This is a genomic window from Enterobacter sp. E20, assembly GCF_000801755.2.
Taxonomy (GTDB): Bacteria; Pseudomonadota; Gammaproteobacteria; order Enterobacterales; family Enterobacteriaceae; genus Enterobacter; species Enterobacter asburiae_B.
In genome coordinates, this window is record NZ_CP012999.1 from 3,122,534 (window position 1) to 3,140,183 (window position 17,650).

Annotated in this window: 16 protein-coding genes; all 16 read right to left on the reverse strand. The window is 56.5% G+C overall.

Annotated features, from left to right (window positions below):
- Positions 1 to 17 precede the first annotated feature (17 nt).
- A complete protein-coding gene (gene wzxC, locus NI40_RS14605; protein ID WP_039262643.1) occupies positions 18 to 1,496 on the reverse strand; it encodes a colanic acid undecaprenyl disphosphate flippase WzxC in 1,479 nt (492 codons plus the stop codon).
- Position 1,497: 1 nt separating this feature from the next.
- Positions 1,498 to 2,892, reverse strand: a complete 1,395-nt coding sequence (wcaJ, locus tag NI40_RS14610; protein WP_033145973.1) for an undecaprenyl-phosphate glucose phosphotransferase — start codon at positions 2,890 to 2,892, stop codon at positions 1,498 to 1,500.
- A gap of 46 nt (positions 2,893 to 2,938) precedes the next feature.
- A complete protein-coding gene (gene cpsG / locus NI40_RS14615) occupies positions 2,939 to 4,309 on the reverse strand; it encodes a colanic acid biosynthesis phosphomannomutase CpsG (RefSeq protein WP_023312395.1) in 1,371 nt (456 codons plus the stop codon).
- Positions 4,310 to 4,420: 111 nt separating this feature from the next.
- Positions 4,421 to 5,857, reverse strand: a complete 1,437-nt coding sequence (gene cpsB / locus NI40_RS14620) for a mannose-1-phosphate guanyltransferase (RefSeq protein WP_039263099.1) — start codon at positions 5,855 to 5,857, stop codon at positions 4,421 to 4,423.
- A 3-nt stretch (positions 5,858 to 5,860) separates the two neighbouring features.
- Positions 5,861 to 7,084 (reverse strand): colanic acid biosynthesis fucosyltransferase WcaI, encoded by a 1,224-nt coding sequence (wcaI, locus tag NI40_RS14625; protein WP_039263101.1) that lies wholly within the window; start codon positions 7,082 to 7,084, stop codon positions 5,861 to 5,863.
- The gene (locus NI40_RS14630) at positions 7,081 to 7,560 is read right to left on the reverse strand and encodes a GDP-mannose mannosyl hydrolase (RefSeq protein WP_039263102.1); all 480 of its coding nucleotides are present in this window, start codon (positions 7,558 to 7,560) and stop codon (positions 7,081 to 7,083) included. The genes wcaI and NI40_RS14630 overlap by 4 nt, the downstream gene beginning before the upstream one ends.
- A gap of 2 nt (positions 7,561 to 7,562) precedes the next feature.
- The gene (gene fcl / locus NI40_RS14635) at positions 7,563 to 8,528 is read right to left on the reverse strand and encodes a GDP-L-fucose synthase (protein ID WP_013097874.1); all 966 of its coding nucleotides are present in this window, start codon (positions 8,526 to 8,528) and stop codon (positions 7,563 to 7,565) included.
- A gap of 2 nt (positions 8,529 to 8,530) precedes the next feature.
- The gene (gene gmd, locus NI40_RS14640; RefSeq protein WP_014884502.1) at positions 8,531 to 9,652 is read right to left on the reverse strand and encodes a GDP-mannose 4,6-dehydratase; all 1,122 of its coding nucleotides are present in this window, start codon (positions 9,650 to 9,652) and stop codon (positions 8,531 to 8,533) included.
- A 155-nt stretch (positions 9,653 to 9,807) separates the two neighbouring features.
- The gene (gene wcaF, locus NI40_RS14645; RefSeq protein ID WP_033145979.1) at positions 9,808 to 10,368 is read right to left on the reverse strand and encodes a colanic acid biosynthesis acetyltransferase WcaF; all 561 of its coding nucleotides are present in this window, start codon (positions 10,366 to 10,368) and stop codon (positions 9,808 to 9,810) included.
- Between the two features lie 15 nt (positions 10,369 to 10,383).
- Positions 10,384 to 11,130 carry a colanic acid biosynthesis glycosyltransferase WcaE gene (wcaE, locus tag NI40_RS14650; protein WP_039263104.1) on the reverse strand — a complete coding sequence of 249 codons (747 nt, stop codon included), beginning with the start codon at positions 11,128 to 11,130 and terminating at the stop codon, positions 10,384 to 10,386.
- 16 nt (positions 11,131 to 11,146) lie between these two features.
- Complete coding sequence (wcaD, locus tag NI40_RS14655; RefSeq protein WP_039263105.1) at positions 11,147 to 12,367, reverse strand: colanic acid polymerase WcaD; 1,221 nt, start codon at positions 12,365 to 12,367, stop codon at positions 11,147 to 11,149.
- Complete coding sequence (gene wcaC / locus NI40_RS14660) at positions 12,342 to 13,559, reverse strand: colanic acid biosynthesis glycosyltransferase WcaC (RefSeq protein WP_039263106.1); 1,218 nt, start codon at positions 13,557 to 13,559, stop codon at positions 12,342 to 12,344. The genes wcaD and wcaC overlap by 26 nt, the downstream gene beginning before the upstream one ends.
- Positions 13,556 to 14,047 carry a colanic acid biosynthesis acetyltransferase WcaB gene (wcaB, locus tag NI40_RS14665; protein WP_032642828.1) on the reverse strand — a complete coding sequence of 164 codons (492 nt, stop codon included), beginning with the start codon at positions 14,045 to 14,047 and terminating at the stop codon, positions 13,556 to 13,558. The genes wcaC and wcaB overlap by 4 nt, the downstream gene beginning before the upstream one ends.
- A complete protein-coding gene (gene wcaA, locus NI40_RS14670) occupies positions 14,047 to 14,889 on the reverse strand; it encodes a colanic acid biosynthesis glycosyltransferase WcaA (protein ID WP_023312403.1) in 843 nt (280 codons plus the stop codon). The genes wcaB and wcaA overlap by 1 nt, the downstream gene beginning before the upstream one ends.
- A gap of 151 nt (positions 14,890 to 15,040) precedes the next feature.
- Entirely contained in the window at positions 15,041 to 17,203 is a 2,163-nt protein-coding gene (wzc, locus tag NI40_RS14675; RefSeq protein ID WP_039263107.1) for a tyrosine-protein kinase Wzc, read from the reverse strand.
- A gap of 2 nt (positions 17,204 to 17,205) precedes the next feature.
- Positions 17,206 to 17,649, reverse strand: a complete 444-nt coding sequence (gene wzb, locus NI40_RS14680; protein ID WP_023312405.1) for a low molecular weight protein-tyrosine-phosphatase Wzb — start codon at positions 17,647 to 17,649, stop codon at positions 17,206 to 17,208.
- Between the last annotated feature and the right edge of the window lies 1 nt (position 17,650).

Genomic DNA, 17,650 nt, shown 5'->3' on the forward strand with positions numbered 1-17,650 from the left:
AATGGCCTCTTAAATAACTAGCCTGCGCGAAGCAGCGTTTTCATTTTTTCGTTACGGCAAAACTGGCGCTTCATCTCCACCACCAGCGCATTGCGTGACAGCACAATCATCACGCCAAATGCCAGCGCGCCCGCGGCAACCTGTACCGCCAGCAGCGCGGCCAGCGGCAGGTGACCGCTGAGGATGATGCCCAGGCCGTAGCTCACCGCCAGGGTCGGCAACGAGAGATAGAACGGCAGCCACAGGCTCAGGATGTACTGACGGTAGCTGGAGCCCAGCACCGGCTTGATCATGATGAAGTAGCTCAGAACGGTATTGATTATCTGCACCAGCAGGAAGCCCAGCGTGACGCCGATGGCGCCCGCCATATGCCCGCCGACGATAATCGCCGGAATAAACAGGAAAGTTTTGAACACGTTGAACTTAAAGCTAATGTCGACGCGCGCTTTTGCCATCAGCAGGGAACCAATCGGATTCCCCACGGAGCGCAGAAGCCCCACCACGCACAGCAGCTGCAGGATCGGGATGATGCCGTTCCACTTCTCGCCAAACACCAGCGGCACGAAGTTGCTGGAAACCACCATCAGCCCAAGCAGCACCGGGAAGTTGATGATCCCCACCACGGAAAGCAGCTTGTAGAAGTTAACGCGCAGCTTCTCGGTGTCGTCCTGAATCTTGGCGAACGCCGGGAACAGGACGCGGGTGATGATCGGGTTCAGCTTCATCGGCGGCACCACCGCGACGTTGTAGGCCAGGTTGTAGCCCCCCGCCACGCTCGCGCCAAGAATACGCGCCAGCACCAGCGTCGACAGGTTGGTATTCACATAGTTGATGATGCTGTCCGCCGTCAGCCACGCGCCAAAGCGCAGGTTGGACGAAACGGACGCGAGAGAGAAATGCAGTCCGGGACGGTAAATCTTGCGGCCAAAGTAGCCGAACAGCAGCGTGCGCACGGCTGAGTTAACCAGGTATCCGAGGATAGCGGTCATCGCCAGCGGCCAGAAATGGGCGCTCACCACGGTGAAGGTAAAGCCCGCCAGCACCGCGCTGGTCTCGATCATGCCGATCTTGTTGAACTCCAGCTCTTTCTGCATCAGCGCGCGGAACTGCTGCCCGTGCGGGATCACCACGAAAGCAAACGACAGCGTGCGCATCAGCGGAGCCAGATCCGGGTTGTGCAGCACGCTGGCGATGGTGTCGCTCAGCAGGAACACCAGCACGAACACGAAAATTCCCAGCCCCACGTTCAGCCAGTAGAGCGTAGTCAGCTCAAGATGGCTGATCTCTTTGCGCTGGATAATCGAGTTGGCGATACCAAAATCAGACAGCGTATCGGCCAGCGCGATAATCACCAGCGAGACGGTCAGCAGGCCGAACTGGTGATTATCAATAATGCGCGCCAGCACGGTCATCTGCACCAGACCGAGGCCAATGATGACGATGGTCGCCATCGCTGACCACTTCGCCCCGCTGATGGTTTTTTCACGTAAGCTCATCTTAGTACGCCGCTTTGTTCACGAAACCTTTGAAGATGGTCAGAAAAACAATCTTGATATCGAACCAGATACTCCATTCACGGATGTACTCCAGATCGAATTCGATACGTTTTTCCATTTTTTCCAGCGTGTCGGTTTCGCCGCGCCAGCCGTTGATCTGCGCCCAGCCGGTAATGCCCGGCTTCACCTTATGGCGCAGCATGTAGCCTTCAATCAGCGAGCGGTACTGCTCGTTGTGCGCCACCGCGTGGGGACGCGGGCCAACAATCGACATGCCGCCGGTGAAGACGTTGATAAACTGCGGCAGTTCATCCAGCGAGGTGCGGCGCAGGAAGTTCCCCACGCGGGTGACGCGCGGATCGTTCTGCGTTGCCTGGGTCACCACCTTGTCGTTTTCCATCACCTTCATGGAGCGGAATTTCCACACCATAATCGGCTTACCGTCCATACCGTAGCGGGTCTGGCGGAAGATAACCGGGCCGGGAGAGCTCAGCTTCACCGCGAGGGCAATGCAGCACAGCACCGGGGAGATGAGCAGTAAAATCAGCGAAGAGAGCACGATATCTTCCGCGCGCTTCAGCACGCGGTTAATGCCCGACAGCGGGGTGTCGTACAGCGGTACGACCGGCACGCCGTTCACTTCTTCAATGCGTGAATGGAGGATGTTGAAGGTAAAGACGTCCGGGATCAGGATCACCGAACAGGTGGTGTCCGCCAGCTCGCGCATCAGTTGTTTAATGCGGGATTCGTCTCTCATCTGCATGGCGATGTAGACGTTGTGAATTTTACCGGCTTTCGCGTCTTCAATAAGCTGTTCGTAATTGCCCGCCCAGTCCGACGGCACGCCGCCCGGCTTCGCGTCGTGGTAAATCCCGACCACTTCAAACCCTAACCACGGCTCTTTGCGGAAGCTGTCGAGCAGAACCTTACCAACCGGCAGATCGCCCGCTACCGCAACGAAGCGACGATTATAACCGCGGTTACGCAGCCAGCCCGCGCCGAAACGGATCAGGGAACGGCACACCACCATGCCGACGCTGGTGATCAAATACCAGCAGAGATAGGTGACGAGGCGATTATCAAAATCATGGCTGAAGGCCACCAGGCCTGCGCTGAAGATCAGGCTCAGGGTCCAGTTCTGCAGCAACAGCATCAGTTCGGTGGTCATTTTCACGCCGCGCCACGAGCGGTAGAAATCGGTCATCCCGCCGATCATCTGAAACACGACCAGCGCAATGAGTGCCATCAGCAGATGCATATATAAGAACGGCAGCCCGCCGATCCGACACACCGCCCACAATCCACCGACCATGATGGTGATATCAGAAAAACGCTGCACCATAGAGATTAACGATGCATTCGTTCTCGCTCGTTCGCGTTTTTTTAGATTCGTCATCGTTGTTCCTGTATTCGGTTCCCCCTCCCGCAGGGAGGGGCAATTGTTACTGATTCAACAGCGCCAGAATGTCCTTCGTTCGGGCTTCCATCAGCGCCGTGTCAGCACGGGACTCCACGTTCAGGCGCACCACCGGCTCGGTGTTGGACGAGCGCAGGTTGAAGCGCCACTGCGGGAACGCCATGCTGATCCCGTCCGTACGGTCAATTTCCAGCGCGTGGATCGCAAAGTGCTGCTCCACGCGGGCAATGGCCTCGGCCGGCTGCGCCAGCTTGCTGTTGATCTCCCCGCTCGCCGGGAACGCCGCCATGCGGTCGCGCACCAGCTCGCCCAGCGTCTGCCCCTTCAGGCACAGCAGCTCGGTCACCAGCAGCCACGGGATCATCCCGCTGTCGCAGTAGGCAAAATCACGGAAGTAGTGGTGGGCGCTCATCTCGCCGCCGTAGATGGCGTCTTCTTCGCGCATACGCTCTTTGATGAAGGCGTGGCCGGTTTTGGACATCACCGGCGTGCCGCCCGCCGCGGAGACCACGTCGACGGTGTTCCAGGAAAGGCGCGGGTCATGGATGATTTTCGCGCCCGGGTTTTTCTCAAGGAACGCTTCCGCCAGCAGGCCGACAATGTAGTAGCCCTCAATGAACTGCCCTTTCTCGTCGAACAGGAAGCAGCGGTCGAAGTCACCGTCAAAGGCGATGCCCATGTCCGCGCCGTGCTCAATCACCGCGTTGCGGGTGTCGTCGCGGCACTCCGGCAGCAGCGGGTTAGGAATACCGTTCGGGAAGTTGCCGTCCGGGGTGTTGTGTACCTTGACGAAGGTCACCGGCACGTTCAGCGCCTTAAAGCGGGCTTCCAGCGCGTCTACCACCGGGCCGGCCGCGCCGTTACCGGAGTTGATGACCAGCTTCAGCGGCTTGAGGTTCGCTACGTTGATGTAGCCCAGCAGGTGGTCGATGTACTCTTTCTGCAGGTTGATTTTTTTGTAGCTGCCGCGCTTCGCGTCGTTTACCGGCGGGAAGTCGTTGGCTTCCGCCAGGCGCTGCACGTCACGCAGGCCGGTGTCGCCGCTGATAGGACGGGCGCCCTTGCGCACCAGCTTCATCCCGTTGTAGTCCATCGGGTTGTGGCTGGCCGTCACTTCGATACCGCCGTCCACGCCCAGGTGGAAGGTGGCAAAGTAAATCTCCTCGGTCCCGGAAAGGCCGATATCCAGCACGTCCACGCCCGCGTCCTGCAGCCCTTTCGCCAGGGCCAGCTTGAGGGATTCACTGGTCAGACGCACGTCGCCGCCCAGCACGATGGTCTGCGGTTTTAAATATTCGCCGTACGCGCGGCCAATGCGCCACGCGATATCTTCATTCAGCTCTTCGCCCAGCTTGCCGCGAATATCGTAGGCTTTAAAACAGGTTAATTTTTCCATGATGACCCCTTTTTCAGGCAACAGTCGGCCCTGACCACGTAATGGCCAAATTGATTTTTTTGTCATTCGCAGGCCCGGTAAGCGCAGCGCCACCGGGCATAATGCAGAGTGCTATACCCGCCCGTAGCGGTCCTGGAAGCGCACGATATCGTCCTCTTCCAGATACGAGCCGGAGCGCACCTCAATTAAGTCGAGAGGAATTTTCCCCGGGTTCTCCAGGCAGTGCGTCGCCCCCAGCGGAATATAAATGGACTCGTTTTCACCCAGCAGTTTGACTTCACCGTCGATGGTGACTTTAGCGGTACCCGCAACCACCACCCAGTGCTCGGCGCGGTGATGGTGCATCTGCACCGACAGCCCCTCGCCCGGCTTCACGGTGATGCGTTTCACCTGGTAGCGGTCACCGGAGTCAATGGAGTCATATTTCCCCCACGGACGGTAGACTTCGCGGTGAATATGGTGCTCGTGACGGCCATCGGCCTTGATCTGCTCCACCACTTTTTTAACGTCCTGCACGGCGTTACGGTCGGCAATCAGCACGGCGTCCTTGGTCTGGACAACCACCAGATCCTTCACCCCGACCGTGGTCACCAGGCCGGATTCGGCGTAGACGTAGCTGTTTTCCGTTTTGTGGCTAATAACATCGCCGTGGTGGACGTTACCCTCCGGGGTATGGGCGCTGATCTCCCACAGGGAGGACCAGGAGCCGACATCGCTCCAGCCCGCATCCATCGGTACCACGACGGCGTCCGCCGTACGTTCCATCACCGCATAGTCAATGGACTCTTCCGGGCAGGCGAGGAACGACTCTTCATCCACGCGGATGAAGTCGAGATCCGGGTCCACCACCGCCATCGCTTTCTCGCAGGCGTCAAGAATATCCGGGCGGTATTTGCGCAGCTCTTCCAGATAGCGTCCGGCGCGGAACAGGAACATCCCGCTGTTCCAGTAATACTCACCGCTGGCGACATACGCCTGCGCGGTTTCCAGATTCGGTTTTTCAACAAACTGCGCCACGTCAAACGCCACGCTGTCGCCTTCACCCGGCGTCACGCTGCCGCGACGAATATAGCCATAGCCGGTTTCCGGCAGATCCGGCACGATGCCGAAGGTCACCAGCTTGCCGCTCTCGGCGTAAGGGATCGCCGCACGCACCGCGTCGCGGAACGCGTCTTCCTGCTGGATAACGTGGTCTGCCGCCAGGACCAGCATCAGCGGGTCACAGTCAGGGCTGCTGCGTTTTGCCGCCAGCGCCGCCAGGGCGATCGCGGGCGCGGTATTGCGTCCGGCAGGCTCCAGGATGATGTTTTCGGTGAGCTTATTCAGCTGGCGCAGCTGCTCGGCAACAATAAAGCGGTGCTGTTCGTTACAAATCACCACCGGGCTTTCACACTCCACGCCGTGCAGACGGTTTACCGTCGTCTGCAGCATGGTGAGATCCCCTTTCAGGCAGAGGAACTGTTTTGGATAGAGCACGCGGGACAGCGGCCACAACCGGCTACCAGAGCCACCAGCCATCACAACCGGATACAAAGTGGTTTGACTCATGATTTATCCCCGTATATCTGCAATAAATTGGCTCAGCACGTTCTCTTTCTCGAGCGTGCGTTCGGCATATTCACGTGCCACCGTGTTCACTTTTGGCATGGCAAGTGCCTTCTCAATTCCGGTTACCAGCGCCGGGACCGATTCCGGCTCCACGCACACGGCAATACCCGGATAGCTGTCGCACAGCTGGCCTAATTCTGTTTCGGCTTCTGCCGTGATCACCGCGTTACCGCCCACTGCCAGAATGTTGGTCAGCTTGGACGGCAGCACCGCGTCCGCGGCGCCGCGTTTTTGGACCACCAGATGGCAGTCGCCCATCTTCAGCAGCGCAGGCAATGCCTCGTAAGACTGAAGCGGGAAAAATTTCACGTTGGTCAGGCCGCGTTCCCCGGCCATTTTTTCCAGCCGCGCCTTTCCACCGCCCTGCCCGACAATCACAAACGTCCACGGATGTTCACTCAGCAGCTGGGCCGCTTCAATCACGCTTTCCAGCCCCTGCTTTTCGCCGATGTTGCCTGAGTAAAGAATGATTTTTTGATCTTCAGGCAAACCGAGCTGCGCGCGCAGGGCCTGAGCGTCTTGCTCAGTTACATCGCGAAAACGCGCCACTTCGGACCAGTTCGGGAAGAAGATCACCTTCTCTGCCGGAACGCCCTTTTCCTGCGCCTTGTTCATCATCGAGCGCGAGATAGTCGAGACGTAATCCACGTTGTGCAGGCCGCTGCGCTCAAACGCGCTGGCGAGCTTCGCCACCTTGCCGCCCTTGCTTTTGCCTGCCATCCCCAGGCCCAGCATGGCGTCAACTTCATAATCCTGAATGTGCAGCAGGGTGCGCGCGCCGGAGAGTTTGCCCAGCAGGCGCATGCCCGGCGTGCAAAACAGCGTCGGCACCACGCCGATGATGCAATCCGGCTTCCAGCGACGCTGCGCCATCAGCGGGAAGAAACTGCTCAGGGCAAAGCTGCCCAGATGAATTAACCGCTTCAGCGTCGAGGGCTGCTTAGGCACATACAGCGGGCAGCGCCAGACGGTCGCTGCACCCTCTTCGCGACGGTAGCGCCAGCTTGAGTAGCGCTCCCCGACTTTCCACTCCGGGTAGTACGGCGGCGCGGTGATGACCCGCACGTCATGTCCCTGGCTCGCCATCCACTCGACCATCTCGCCGGTGTATTTCCCGATGCCGGTTAATTCCGGCGAGTAGTTGATTCCGTATACGAGGATCTTCATATGCCCGGCACCTCGGCCTGACGTTCAGCCAGGAAATAGGCACGACTGTTGTCATGCACATTGTCGCTGGCAAGCAGCGCCTCTGGCGTCTGCCAGCGGTAGTCGTCATGCTGAGAATCAGGCAGACGCAGGTCTGCCTCACTCACCTTCAGGCGGAATCCCAGCACGATGTAGTGCGTGGTGAACCCGGTGCCTGAAAAGTTATCGTCATAGAAGTGCTGCCAGACCCCGTAAAACTGGCCCGCTGCCATCGGCAGCTGCAGGCCCAGTTCCGCCAGAGTGAGACGCTCAAACGCATCGCTGAGCCGCTCATCCTTCTGCACGCGCCCGCCGGGCACGAACCAGAAGCCCTGTGCAGGACGGTTGGTTCGTTTCCCCAGCAAGAACTCGCCGCGTTCGTTCTCCACGATCAAATCAATTGAGATGAGCGGAGTCGAACGCACTACCGTGGCAAAATCTTCCTGACTTAAAAACATCGTTACCCCCGGAAGCGGTGCTGGTTTTCCAGGAACCACTGGTAGGTACTGGCCAGCCCCTGCTCCAGTGACACCTCGTGATACCACCCCAGCTGATGCAGACGGGTCACGTCCAGCAGCTTGCGCGGCGTGCCGTCCGGTTTCGTCGCGTCAAACACCACGCGGCCTTTGTAGCCCACCACCTGCGCGATGGTTTGCGCCAGCTCGCGAATGGTGCAGTCCACGCCGGTACCGACGTTGATGTGCGACAGCATCGGCTCGGTGTTCTCCTGCCACACCTCGCGATCCAGCTCCATCACGTGAATGCTGGCGGCAGCCATGTCGTCCACGTGCAGGAATTCACGCATCGGCGTACCGCTGCCCCACACCACCACGTCCGGCGCGTTCTCGGCGGTCGCCTCGTGGAAGCGGCGCAGCAGCGCCGGGATCACGTGCGAGTTGCTCGGGTGGAAGTTGTCGTGCGGTCCGTACAGGTTGGTCGGCATCACCGAACGATAGTCGCGGTTGTACTGACGGTTGTAGGACTCGCACAGCTTGATCCCGGCAATCTTGGCAATCGCGTACGGCTCGTTGGTTGCTTCAAGCGTGCCCTGCAGCAGTTCGCTTTCGGCGATCGGCTGTTTCGCCATTTTCGGGTAAATACAGGACGATCCGAGGAACAGCAGCTTATTCACGTTGTGCAGATGCGCCGCGTGAATGATGTTGCTCTCGATCATCATGTTTTCGTAGATGAAATCCGCCGGGTAGGTGTTGTTAGCGACAATGCCGCCCACCTTCGCCGCCGCCAGATACACCTGGTCAATGCGTTCGTTAGCAAAGAAGTCCTGTACCGCGCGGCTGTCGAGCAGGTTCAGCTCGTCGCGCGTGCGGACAACCACTTCCACGTCACCGCGCTGCTCCAGCTGGCGAACAATCGCGGAACCCACCATTCCGCGATGACCGGCGACAAAAATACGTTGTTTTGTCATTCTCAGGACTCCAGCGCGATGGCAACCTCGTAGCCATGAGACTTGAGCAGGGAGTGTTTTTTCGCTGCTTCAAGATCTTTAGCTACCATCTCGGAAACCATTTCCTGCAGGGTGATTTCTGGTTTCCAGCCCAGCTTCTCGTGCGCTTTGGTTGGGTCGCCCAGCAGGGTTTCCACTTCAGCAGGACGGAAGTAGCGCGGGTCAACCTGGACAATCACGTCGCCTGGCTTCACGCCCGGAGCGTCGTGGCCGGTCACGGAAACCACGATACCTTTCTCTTCCACGCCGGTACCTTCGAAGCGCAGCTTGATGCCCAGCTGTGCCGCGGCCATTTCAACGAACTGACGTACGGAGTACTGCACGCCGGTTGCAATCACGAAGTCTTCTGGCTGTTCCTGCTGCAGCATCATCCACTGCATTTTCACGTAGTCTTTGGCATGGCCCCAGTCACGCAGGGAATCCATGTTGCCGAGGTGCAGGCAAGACTCCAGACCCTGCGCGATGTTGGCGATAGCGCGGGTGATTTTGCGGGTCACGAAGGTTTCGCCGCGACGCGGAGATTCGTGGTTGAACAGGATGCCGTTACAGGCGTACATGCCGTAGGATTCACGGTAGTTCACGGTGATCCAGTAGGCGTACAGTTTTGCTACCGCATACGGAGAGCGCGGGTAGAACGGCGTGGTCTCTTTCTGTGGGATTTCCTGCACCAGGCCGTACAGCTCGGAGGTGGATGCCTGGTAGAAGCGAGTTTTCTTCTCAAGGCCGAGGAAGCGGATTGCTTCCAGCAGACGCAGCGTACCCATGGCATCAACGTCGGCGGTGTATTCCGGGGATTCGAAGGAGACCGCTACGTGGCTCATCGCGCCCAGGTTGTAGACTTCATCCGGCTGTACTTCCTGCAGGATACGGGTCAGGTTGGAGGTATCGGTCAGGTCGCCGTAGTGCAGATGGAATTTCGGGTTCGCCGCGTGAGGATCCTGATAAATATGATCCACACGTTCGGTGTTGAAAGAAGATGCACGACGTTTAATACCGTGTACTTCATACCCTTTTTCCAGCAGGAACTCTGCCAGGTAAGAACCATCCTGCCCGGTAACGCCGGTGATGAGAGCGACTTTAGACATGTTTTATTCCTCTACTTATGAATTTAATCAGAGCCGTTAAGTAGGCTATCTTTTTTGTCATTTTGAACGTGGGCTGTGCTCGAAATCCTCACGTACCTAAGTACGTTCCGGTTTCTCCGCGCAGTCCGCGTTCAAACTGCCTGCAACGATTACGCCTACTTAACAAGGCTCTTCGTTTCAACGCGTTCGCGTATCACCACTGCGGGGTTGCCACGGCAAATTTTATTTGCCGGTAGCGATTTAAAAACGCTGCTGCGGGCACCGACTACCGTGCCATCGCCAACAGAAACACCCGGTGCAACAAAAACATCCGTTGCCAGCCAGCATTTTTCGCCAATCACAACAGGCGAAGCGGTAATATCAAAATGCTGACTCATAAAATCGTGGCTGCCGGTGCACAAATAACATTTCTGTGAAACCACCGAATTTGCGCCAATCGTAATTTCGCCCAGGGTATATAACACCGCGTCATCCCCAACCCATGCGTAATCCCCAAGCGTTAATTTCCACGGATAGGTAATTTTCACAGAAGGTCGGATGACTACGTTTTTTCCGATTTTTGCGCCAAACAGGCGCAATAAAAAAGCTCGCCAGCGGTACATTATTTGCGGCGACCAGGCAAATAACGTTGCCTGAACGGCCCACCACAGCTGTACCTTAATACCGTTCCCGCCCCGAAAACCTTTCGGCACGGAGAAACCTTTTAAATCCTGCATTGCGTTTCCTTATATTCAGGCTTTGTTATATAAGGTTTTCGTTTTGCCTGTGGTACGCAGGCGTAATAAATAGGACAATTCCGCCCAGAACCCCGGCACGCGTAATATTTTACGCTGCACGTTTTTGGCATCCTGGCACAATTCCAGATTATTAGACGTTGACACGCCGCCCATGGAGAATTCAGACACCAGCCCTTTAATTCGACGGAACGGGTAACCTGATTTATACAGGCTGGCTGCCAGCGCATAATCGGAAGACACTTTATACTGCAAATCGTAAGGCTGTTTTTTCAGACCTTTTACCGGGAAGAAAATGGCCTGATGGCTGGCCGGCAGGCTGTGGTAGATATACCAGCCTGGCTTCGCGCTGCGGCACACTTTATGTCCGTCGCCAAAATCGAGCAGCGCATCGCCAATATACATGGCGTCCTCTTTCTGGCGAGCCAGCTGACGGGCAAACAGCGCCACGTCATCATGGAAAATGTCGCCCGAGTTCAGGAAGATGGCATAACGGCCTTGCGCCATGTTGATGCCTTTATTCATCGCATCGTAGATGCCTTTATCTTTCTCGCTGATGTAGCGTAAGTTGAACTCACCGTTGAGTTTTTCCAGAAACTCCGCCGTGCCATCGTTCGAGCCGCCGTCGACCACAATCCACTCAAAGGTGAGGCTTGGATCGCGCGCCAGGTTGCGCAGCGAGCGCCAGGTTTTTACCACCCCTTCGTAATTACGAAAAGCGACAGTAATGACGCTAAGAAACATAAATCACCTCATTTCGTCATACGTTCGTAATATTAAGCGCCTTGCGCAGAATAAACGGACAGACAATCAAGAAAGCATATTCCGGGCTAAATATTGACCCGGTAAAAAACAGCGACACCGGAGTAAACAGATAAAGCTGAACGCGAAAGTTCTGGTTATCACCAAACGCGTTAATCATCATTTTGAAAACTTTAAACAGATACCACAGGGTCAACAGTACGGCGAACCACGAAAAATAAATAATTAACAGATACAGACCATTGTCTATGGTTTTACCGACATCCGCACCGTTAAAGATTCCGAATGATGCAACATATTCGTAAAGTGAGCCGAATCTTACTACCCCATCAATATGGGTTAAGGAATAACCCACCATCACCAGTGGCCCAATGATGCGATAATAGGATGAAGACCCTTCCGTTCCCAAATCTCCCAGACGTTCTGAGATGTACGGGAAGGCAAATATCACGCCTACCATAAATACCGTCAGGGAGATAATCGCCAGCGGCAGTTTTTTCTTAATCGCATCTTTGTTCAGGTACTGGAACGCCCACTCCAGCAGGTAAAACAGGATAAATGTCATTACCCCTGAGAACGATCCAGACAGAACAATTCCTGCAAGAATCATAGCATCGGTCTTAGGCGTTTTGATACCAAACTGTTTGATGCTGAGCCAAATTGAGATTAACGCCAGAGCGAAAAACGCCGGTTCAAAATAGAGGGCTGTAGTACGCTTCCCGCCAAACTTGATGAAGTTCAATACATAGCTGTTACTGTAAATGAGATATTTCGAAATTATCTCCATCAGGCTGCTGCCGCCGGTGAGAATAATTTGCGACATCTCCAGTGCGGCAAGCATAACAATTAACGCAACGGCAATATAAAAGAACCTAAGGATTTTCCGATAATTGTGCGGAGAAATAGTTTTAAACCGAATACTCCAGACCATACCGATAATAATGACAATATAAACAAACAGCATGGTCGAGGTGACGTATTTACTGGCATCCAGCGACTGGCCAAAGATGTAGTTAAACAGCGTCAGGCCCGTGCCCAGCCCTAAGGCAATCATCAGCTTCTTGAGGTTGATTTTATCGACATACAGCAGAAGCAGAACGGGCAGGAAGGTTACGATGGTTATCGGGAAGCTTTCGCCGAGCTGGGCAATTTTGACGTTGACCAGCAGGTAGATCAGCGGCAGCAGCAGATAACTACAGATTCTGATAGAACGAGACATATTCCTCCAGCATCTGTTGTCCACTGTAGGCCTTGCGGCTGCGGTTGCGGAACGATTCCAGGTCAGTGCCAAAAACGATCTCAGCAATCTGCGCCTTCGGCAGCTGTACCAGCGGCAGGACCTCCTGCTCCGTGAAGGTTTTCCCGCCGGACTTTTCCAGCACTTCGCGCGCCGCATCGCTGTGGGTGGCGATCACCGGCACGCCGATAGAGAGCGCTTCGCAGAGGATCAGCGGGTAGTTATCCACGCGGGAGCTGAACACCAGCGCGTCCATTTCATTCAGCGCGCTCATCAGCTTGCGCTTGTCGGTCTCAAACCCGTGGTTCACCACGTTGGCCCCTTCGAACGGCGAAAACTTGCCGAAGGTGTGAAGCTCTATCTTGTCACCCAGCGCCATCATGTCGCGCACCAGCTGCTGGTTGGTTTTACCGTCGTAACGCAGGTCATGCGCAACGATAGCGATTTTCGGTTTGCCCGCGGTTTCCGCCACCGGGGTTAGCTCGGCAAGAATGGCTTCCGTCGCCACGTCGATGCCGTTGTTGATAATCTGACAGCGCCCTGCCCCGTACAGGCTGTTGAAGGCATCGGCCACGTGCTGGCTCGGGGAGATAAACGTACAGCCGAGCGAGAGCATGTCGCGGAACAGCTGACGCTTTCCGGCCACCAGCTGATGCGCGCGATCCACCTTCACCGGCGGGTAGTTGCTTAACGTCGGGCACTTCTGGCAGTTATCTTTCCAGCCTTCGCAGCCGTCGGTAAACGCGCAGCGTCCGGTCACGCTCCAGTGATCGTGCAGCGTCCACACAAAGCGGGTGTCCGGCTTGTGGGCCTGCACCTTCTGGCAAAACGCCACTACCTCTTCCAGATTCAGCCAGTAGCTGTGCAGAACGTGAAAATGCAGCACAACCGGGCCCGCGGTGCGGGTAACCGTGCGATAAAGATTGTTCAGGTTGCCAAACAGATCGCGGTTAAACAGACGGAACAGCGCAATGTTGGCCATCGAGGTCAGACGCGGCGTGTGCTTGTGCACCTGCGGGAAGTTATCGTGGCTGACGCTTTTCTTGCCGCCTTTGCCGTAGCCGTAAATAAACCGAGACTGAAGTCCTTTTTGCAGCGCGCGCTGGTGCAGATCTAGGGCCACGCCTGCCGCTCCGCCTTCTGCGAGGCGTACGTTAAATTGCAGAATGTTCATTTAATCACCTTCACGCGGGCTTTTTCTCCCACCACCAGCGCGTTATCCGGAATGCTGTCCAGCACCACGCTGCCAGCACCAATCGTGACGTTATTACCAATCGTAATGTCACCGACGATCACCACGTTCGCCCCCAGCTCGACGTTATTGCCGATGACCGGGCAGGCCAGGCTGTCAGGCCCGCGGTTGCCAATGGTGACCGCATGACGAATGGTGAAATCATCGCCGGCGACCACAAACTTGTTGATCACCACCGCATAGCCGTGATGGATGGTAAAGCGGCGGCCAATGGTCGCAGCGGCCTGAATTTCATAGCCAAAAAAGCATTCGGTGATGATGCGGTACAGCACCAGCACGGGCGCCGCCCAGATATTGTTCAGCACGTTTTTCTTACGCCACACCGAGCAAAAATGCGCGATGCGGTACGCCAGAACCATGCAGCACGGACGCAGGCTCCAGCTGTTAGCGCGGCAATCTTCCAGAAACATTATTTCCCCCGAAGTCCATCAGCCAGGCGCTTGCCGTTACGCACGGACAGCAGCGTCAGCAGCGTGCGCCAGTTCATGCGCTTATTGCGGATCTGATAGAGGGTAAAGAGCTGATATTTACGGCTGGCACGGTCAAACTTGTCCTTGTGCTTGCGGTAAAAATGGAAGTAGCCGGAGAACTTCTTCGGCGAGGAGGTGATTTGCATCTCCCCGTGGTTGATGTGCAGGATCTGGGTGGCCTCTTCCACTTTCCACGGCTCGCCGTATTCCACCACCATGCGCAGGAAGATATCGTAATCCTGCGCGGCCTTGAGTTCGGTATCGAACAGGCACTCTTTGAAGCGCCACGCCCAGGTGAAGACCTGGTTACCAATAATGTTGCGCTTGTAGAACAGGCGGCGAGAGTACGGCGATTTCGGGTACAGCGGCAGACTCGCGGGCTGCGAGTAAACCTCGCCCTGACAGACATAGTCGTTGGCATACAGGAAAGCGTGCGTGACCAGCTGTTCTTTATGCGACAGGAAGATAGACAGGCGGTTCGGCGTCCATTCGTCATCGTCGTCGATCCCGGTCAGATACTGCCCTTTGGCCTGCATAATCGCCTGATTACGCACCGCGCACGCGCCGGAGTTAATGGCGTTATGCGTATAGACCACCCGCGGGTCGTTGAGGTCAGTCACAAACTTTTGCAGCTGTTCATACGAGGAAGAGCAGTCATCAACGATGATCAGCTCCCAGTTATCGTAATCCTGTCGCAGGACGGATTTGATTGCGCGGATCGCCAGCTGCTGACGATTCCATGTCGGCATATAGATTGAAACTAAAGGGCGTTGTGTGGTCATCTTTTCCCCTCACCCCGGCCCTCTCCCCAAAGGGGAGAGGGTGAAAGGCAGCCAGTGGTTATCATTACGTTCGTCCCCCAAATCCCGCACCGAACAGTCCCCTCTCCCCTTTGGGGAGAGGGTTAGGGTGAGGGGTGTGGGGTGTGTTTTGTTATTTACTGTCAGATTTATATTCGTACTCGTAATAGCCGTAATCCTGGTACCCGGTCGCGCGGCGGAAGATGGAGTTCAGGATCACCCCTTTCACCTCAATGCCGTTCTGCTCGAAGCGGCTCAGGCTGGTTTCCACCTCTTTCAGGGTGTTCACCGCGTAACGCGCCACCATCAGCGTGGTGCCCGCGTGGCGGCCAACAACGGCCGCGTCGGTCACGGCCAGAATTGGCGGCGTATCGATCAGCACCAGGTCGTAATTTTTGCTCGCCCACTCCACCAGCTCGGTAAAGCGTTCGCTCATCAGCAGCTCGGACGGGTTAGGCGGCACCTGACCGCGTGGGATCAGGTCAAATTTCGGCACCGTTGTAGGTTTCGCGCTCTGGCTGATTTCACCTTTGCCGAGCAGGATTTCCGACAGACCGTTCACGTTGTTGGTGCCCAGCAGCTCGTGGGTGTAGCCCTTACGCATATCGCAGTCGATCAGCAGCACGCGCTTGTTGGTCTGGCTGACCACCGCCGCCAGGTTGGCGCAGACGAAGGTTTTACCGATTGACGGACTCACGCCGGTTAACATCATGACGTTGTTTTTGGCCTGCATCATGGCGAAGTGCAGACTGGTACGCAGGCTACGGATCGCTTCGATGGCGAGGTCGGTCGGGTTACCCACCGCCAGAAGCTGGCTCTGTTTGTAACGCTTGACGCCCTTGATGGTTTTGACGCTGTCGCGGGATTTTTGCCACTCGGACAGCGGAATGCTGGCATAGACGTTGATACCGCTCTCTTCCAGCACCTGCGGGCTTTCGATACCGCGGTTGAACAGCGAACGCAGCAGCACGCCCACGATGGAGAGCATCAGGCCGAGAATAATGCTGCCGAGAATAATCAGCGCTTTCTTCGGCTTCAGCACGCCAGGCTGGGTAATGGCCGGGTCGACGATGCGCACGTCACCGACGGTACTGGCTTCGGTGATTTTCAGCTCCTGCTGCTTGTTCAGCAGCTGCATGTAAACCTGCTGTCCGGACTCCACGTCGCGGGTCAGACGCACGATCTCCTGCTGCGTTTTCGGCATCGCGGTCACGCGGTCATTGAGCTTCGCCTTCTCCTCTTCCAGGGTACGGCGTTTCTCCAGCAGCGTGCGGTAGGCCGGGTGACGTTTGGTATAAAGCTTGGAAATCTCCGCCTCTTTGAAGGTCAGCTCGTTGAGCTGCGCATCAATGTTGACCATCGAATCGAGGACCGATTTCGCCTCCAGCGGCAGGTCAACGGAGTCTTTATCCTGACGATAGGCGTTCAGCTTGTTCTCGGCATCATCCAGATGGGCGCGCACTTCCGGGAGCTGTTTAGCGAGGAAGGCCAGGCTTTTCGCCGCTTCCGCCGACTTACGCTCAACGTTCTGCTCAAGGTAGTTGCGGGTAATGCTGTTCAGGATGTCGCGGATTTGATCCTTATCTTCACCGGTAAAGGTCATGCTCAGCACGCCGGTGTCCTTACCGTTTTCGGTGACGGTCAGGTTGTTTTGCAGATTGTTGATCATCCCCAGGGTGGAGAATTTGGTGACGGTGAATTCGCCGCCCTCCTGGGCGTTAATCGCGCTGACCATCATGCTGACGCCGTCTTTGGTCAGCATCTGCCCCACTTCACCGCGGGCGCTAAAGCCTGCGTCGCTGGTTAGCTGGTACTGTTTCGGGCCAAGCACCGTCAGGGTAAACGTCTGATCGCCTGCCCCTTTCGGCAGCACGAAGTCAGTGACTTTCACCGTGTCGTTGTTGCGCCCCATCAGACGATCCCAGCCGGCACCAAAGAGTGGGAAGGTATTTTTGGTGACGGAGATATCGAGCCCGAGGTCGTGAACCGTTTTACCCAGCACCAGGCGTGACTGGATGAGCTGAATTTCGGCGTCGGATGCCGGCGGCTTGTTCGCCAGCGCGGAACCAATGTCCTGCACCAGCGAGTTGCCGGTATTCTGCTCGATCTGCACCAGCGCATCGGCGCTGTAGATAGGGGTGGCGAACAGCGTATAGACGACGGCCGCCGCGGCGAACACGGCGGTAATGCCCAGCACCCACCACTTTGCCTCTACAACAGTGCCGACCAGGCGCCCAATATCAATTTCATCACTGCCCGAAGTCGGGGCGGCAGAAGGTCTTGTTTTTTCTGTCATTGTTATCCCTGCTGAACTTTCAGTGCCTGCGCCCACTGTTGGGCAGACTGGTCAAGTAAGGTGTAAACCGCCTCAAAGGCCTCATGGCTTTTGCGATACGGATCGGGGATTTCACGTTCATTGTCCCAGTGACCAAACAGCATCACCTTGCCGCGCATCTCCGGAGCGATATCGCACAGCGCATGAATATGGCGTTTTTCCATCGTCAGGATCAGGTCATACTCCCGGCACATGCGGCCAGTGACCTGGCGGGCCACGTGGCCGTCGAGAGAGAGGTGATGATCCCGCGCCACGCTCGTTGCGCGCTCATCGGCACCTTTACCGACCAGTGCACCCAGCCCTGCCGAATCAACGGTCAGTTCGGGCTGGTAGTGTTTCAACAACCGTTCAGCCGTAGGGGAACGGCAAATGTTCCCCACGCATACCACCAGAATTTTGTTAAACATC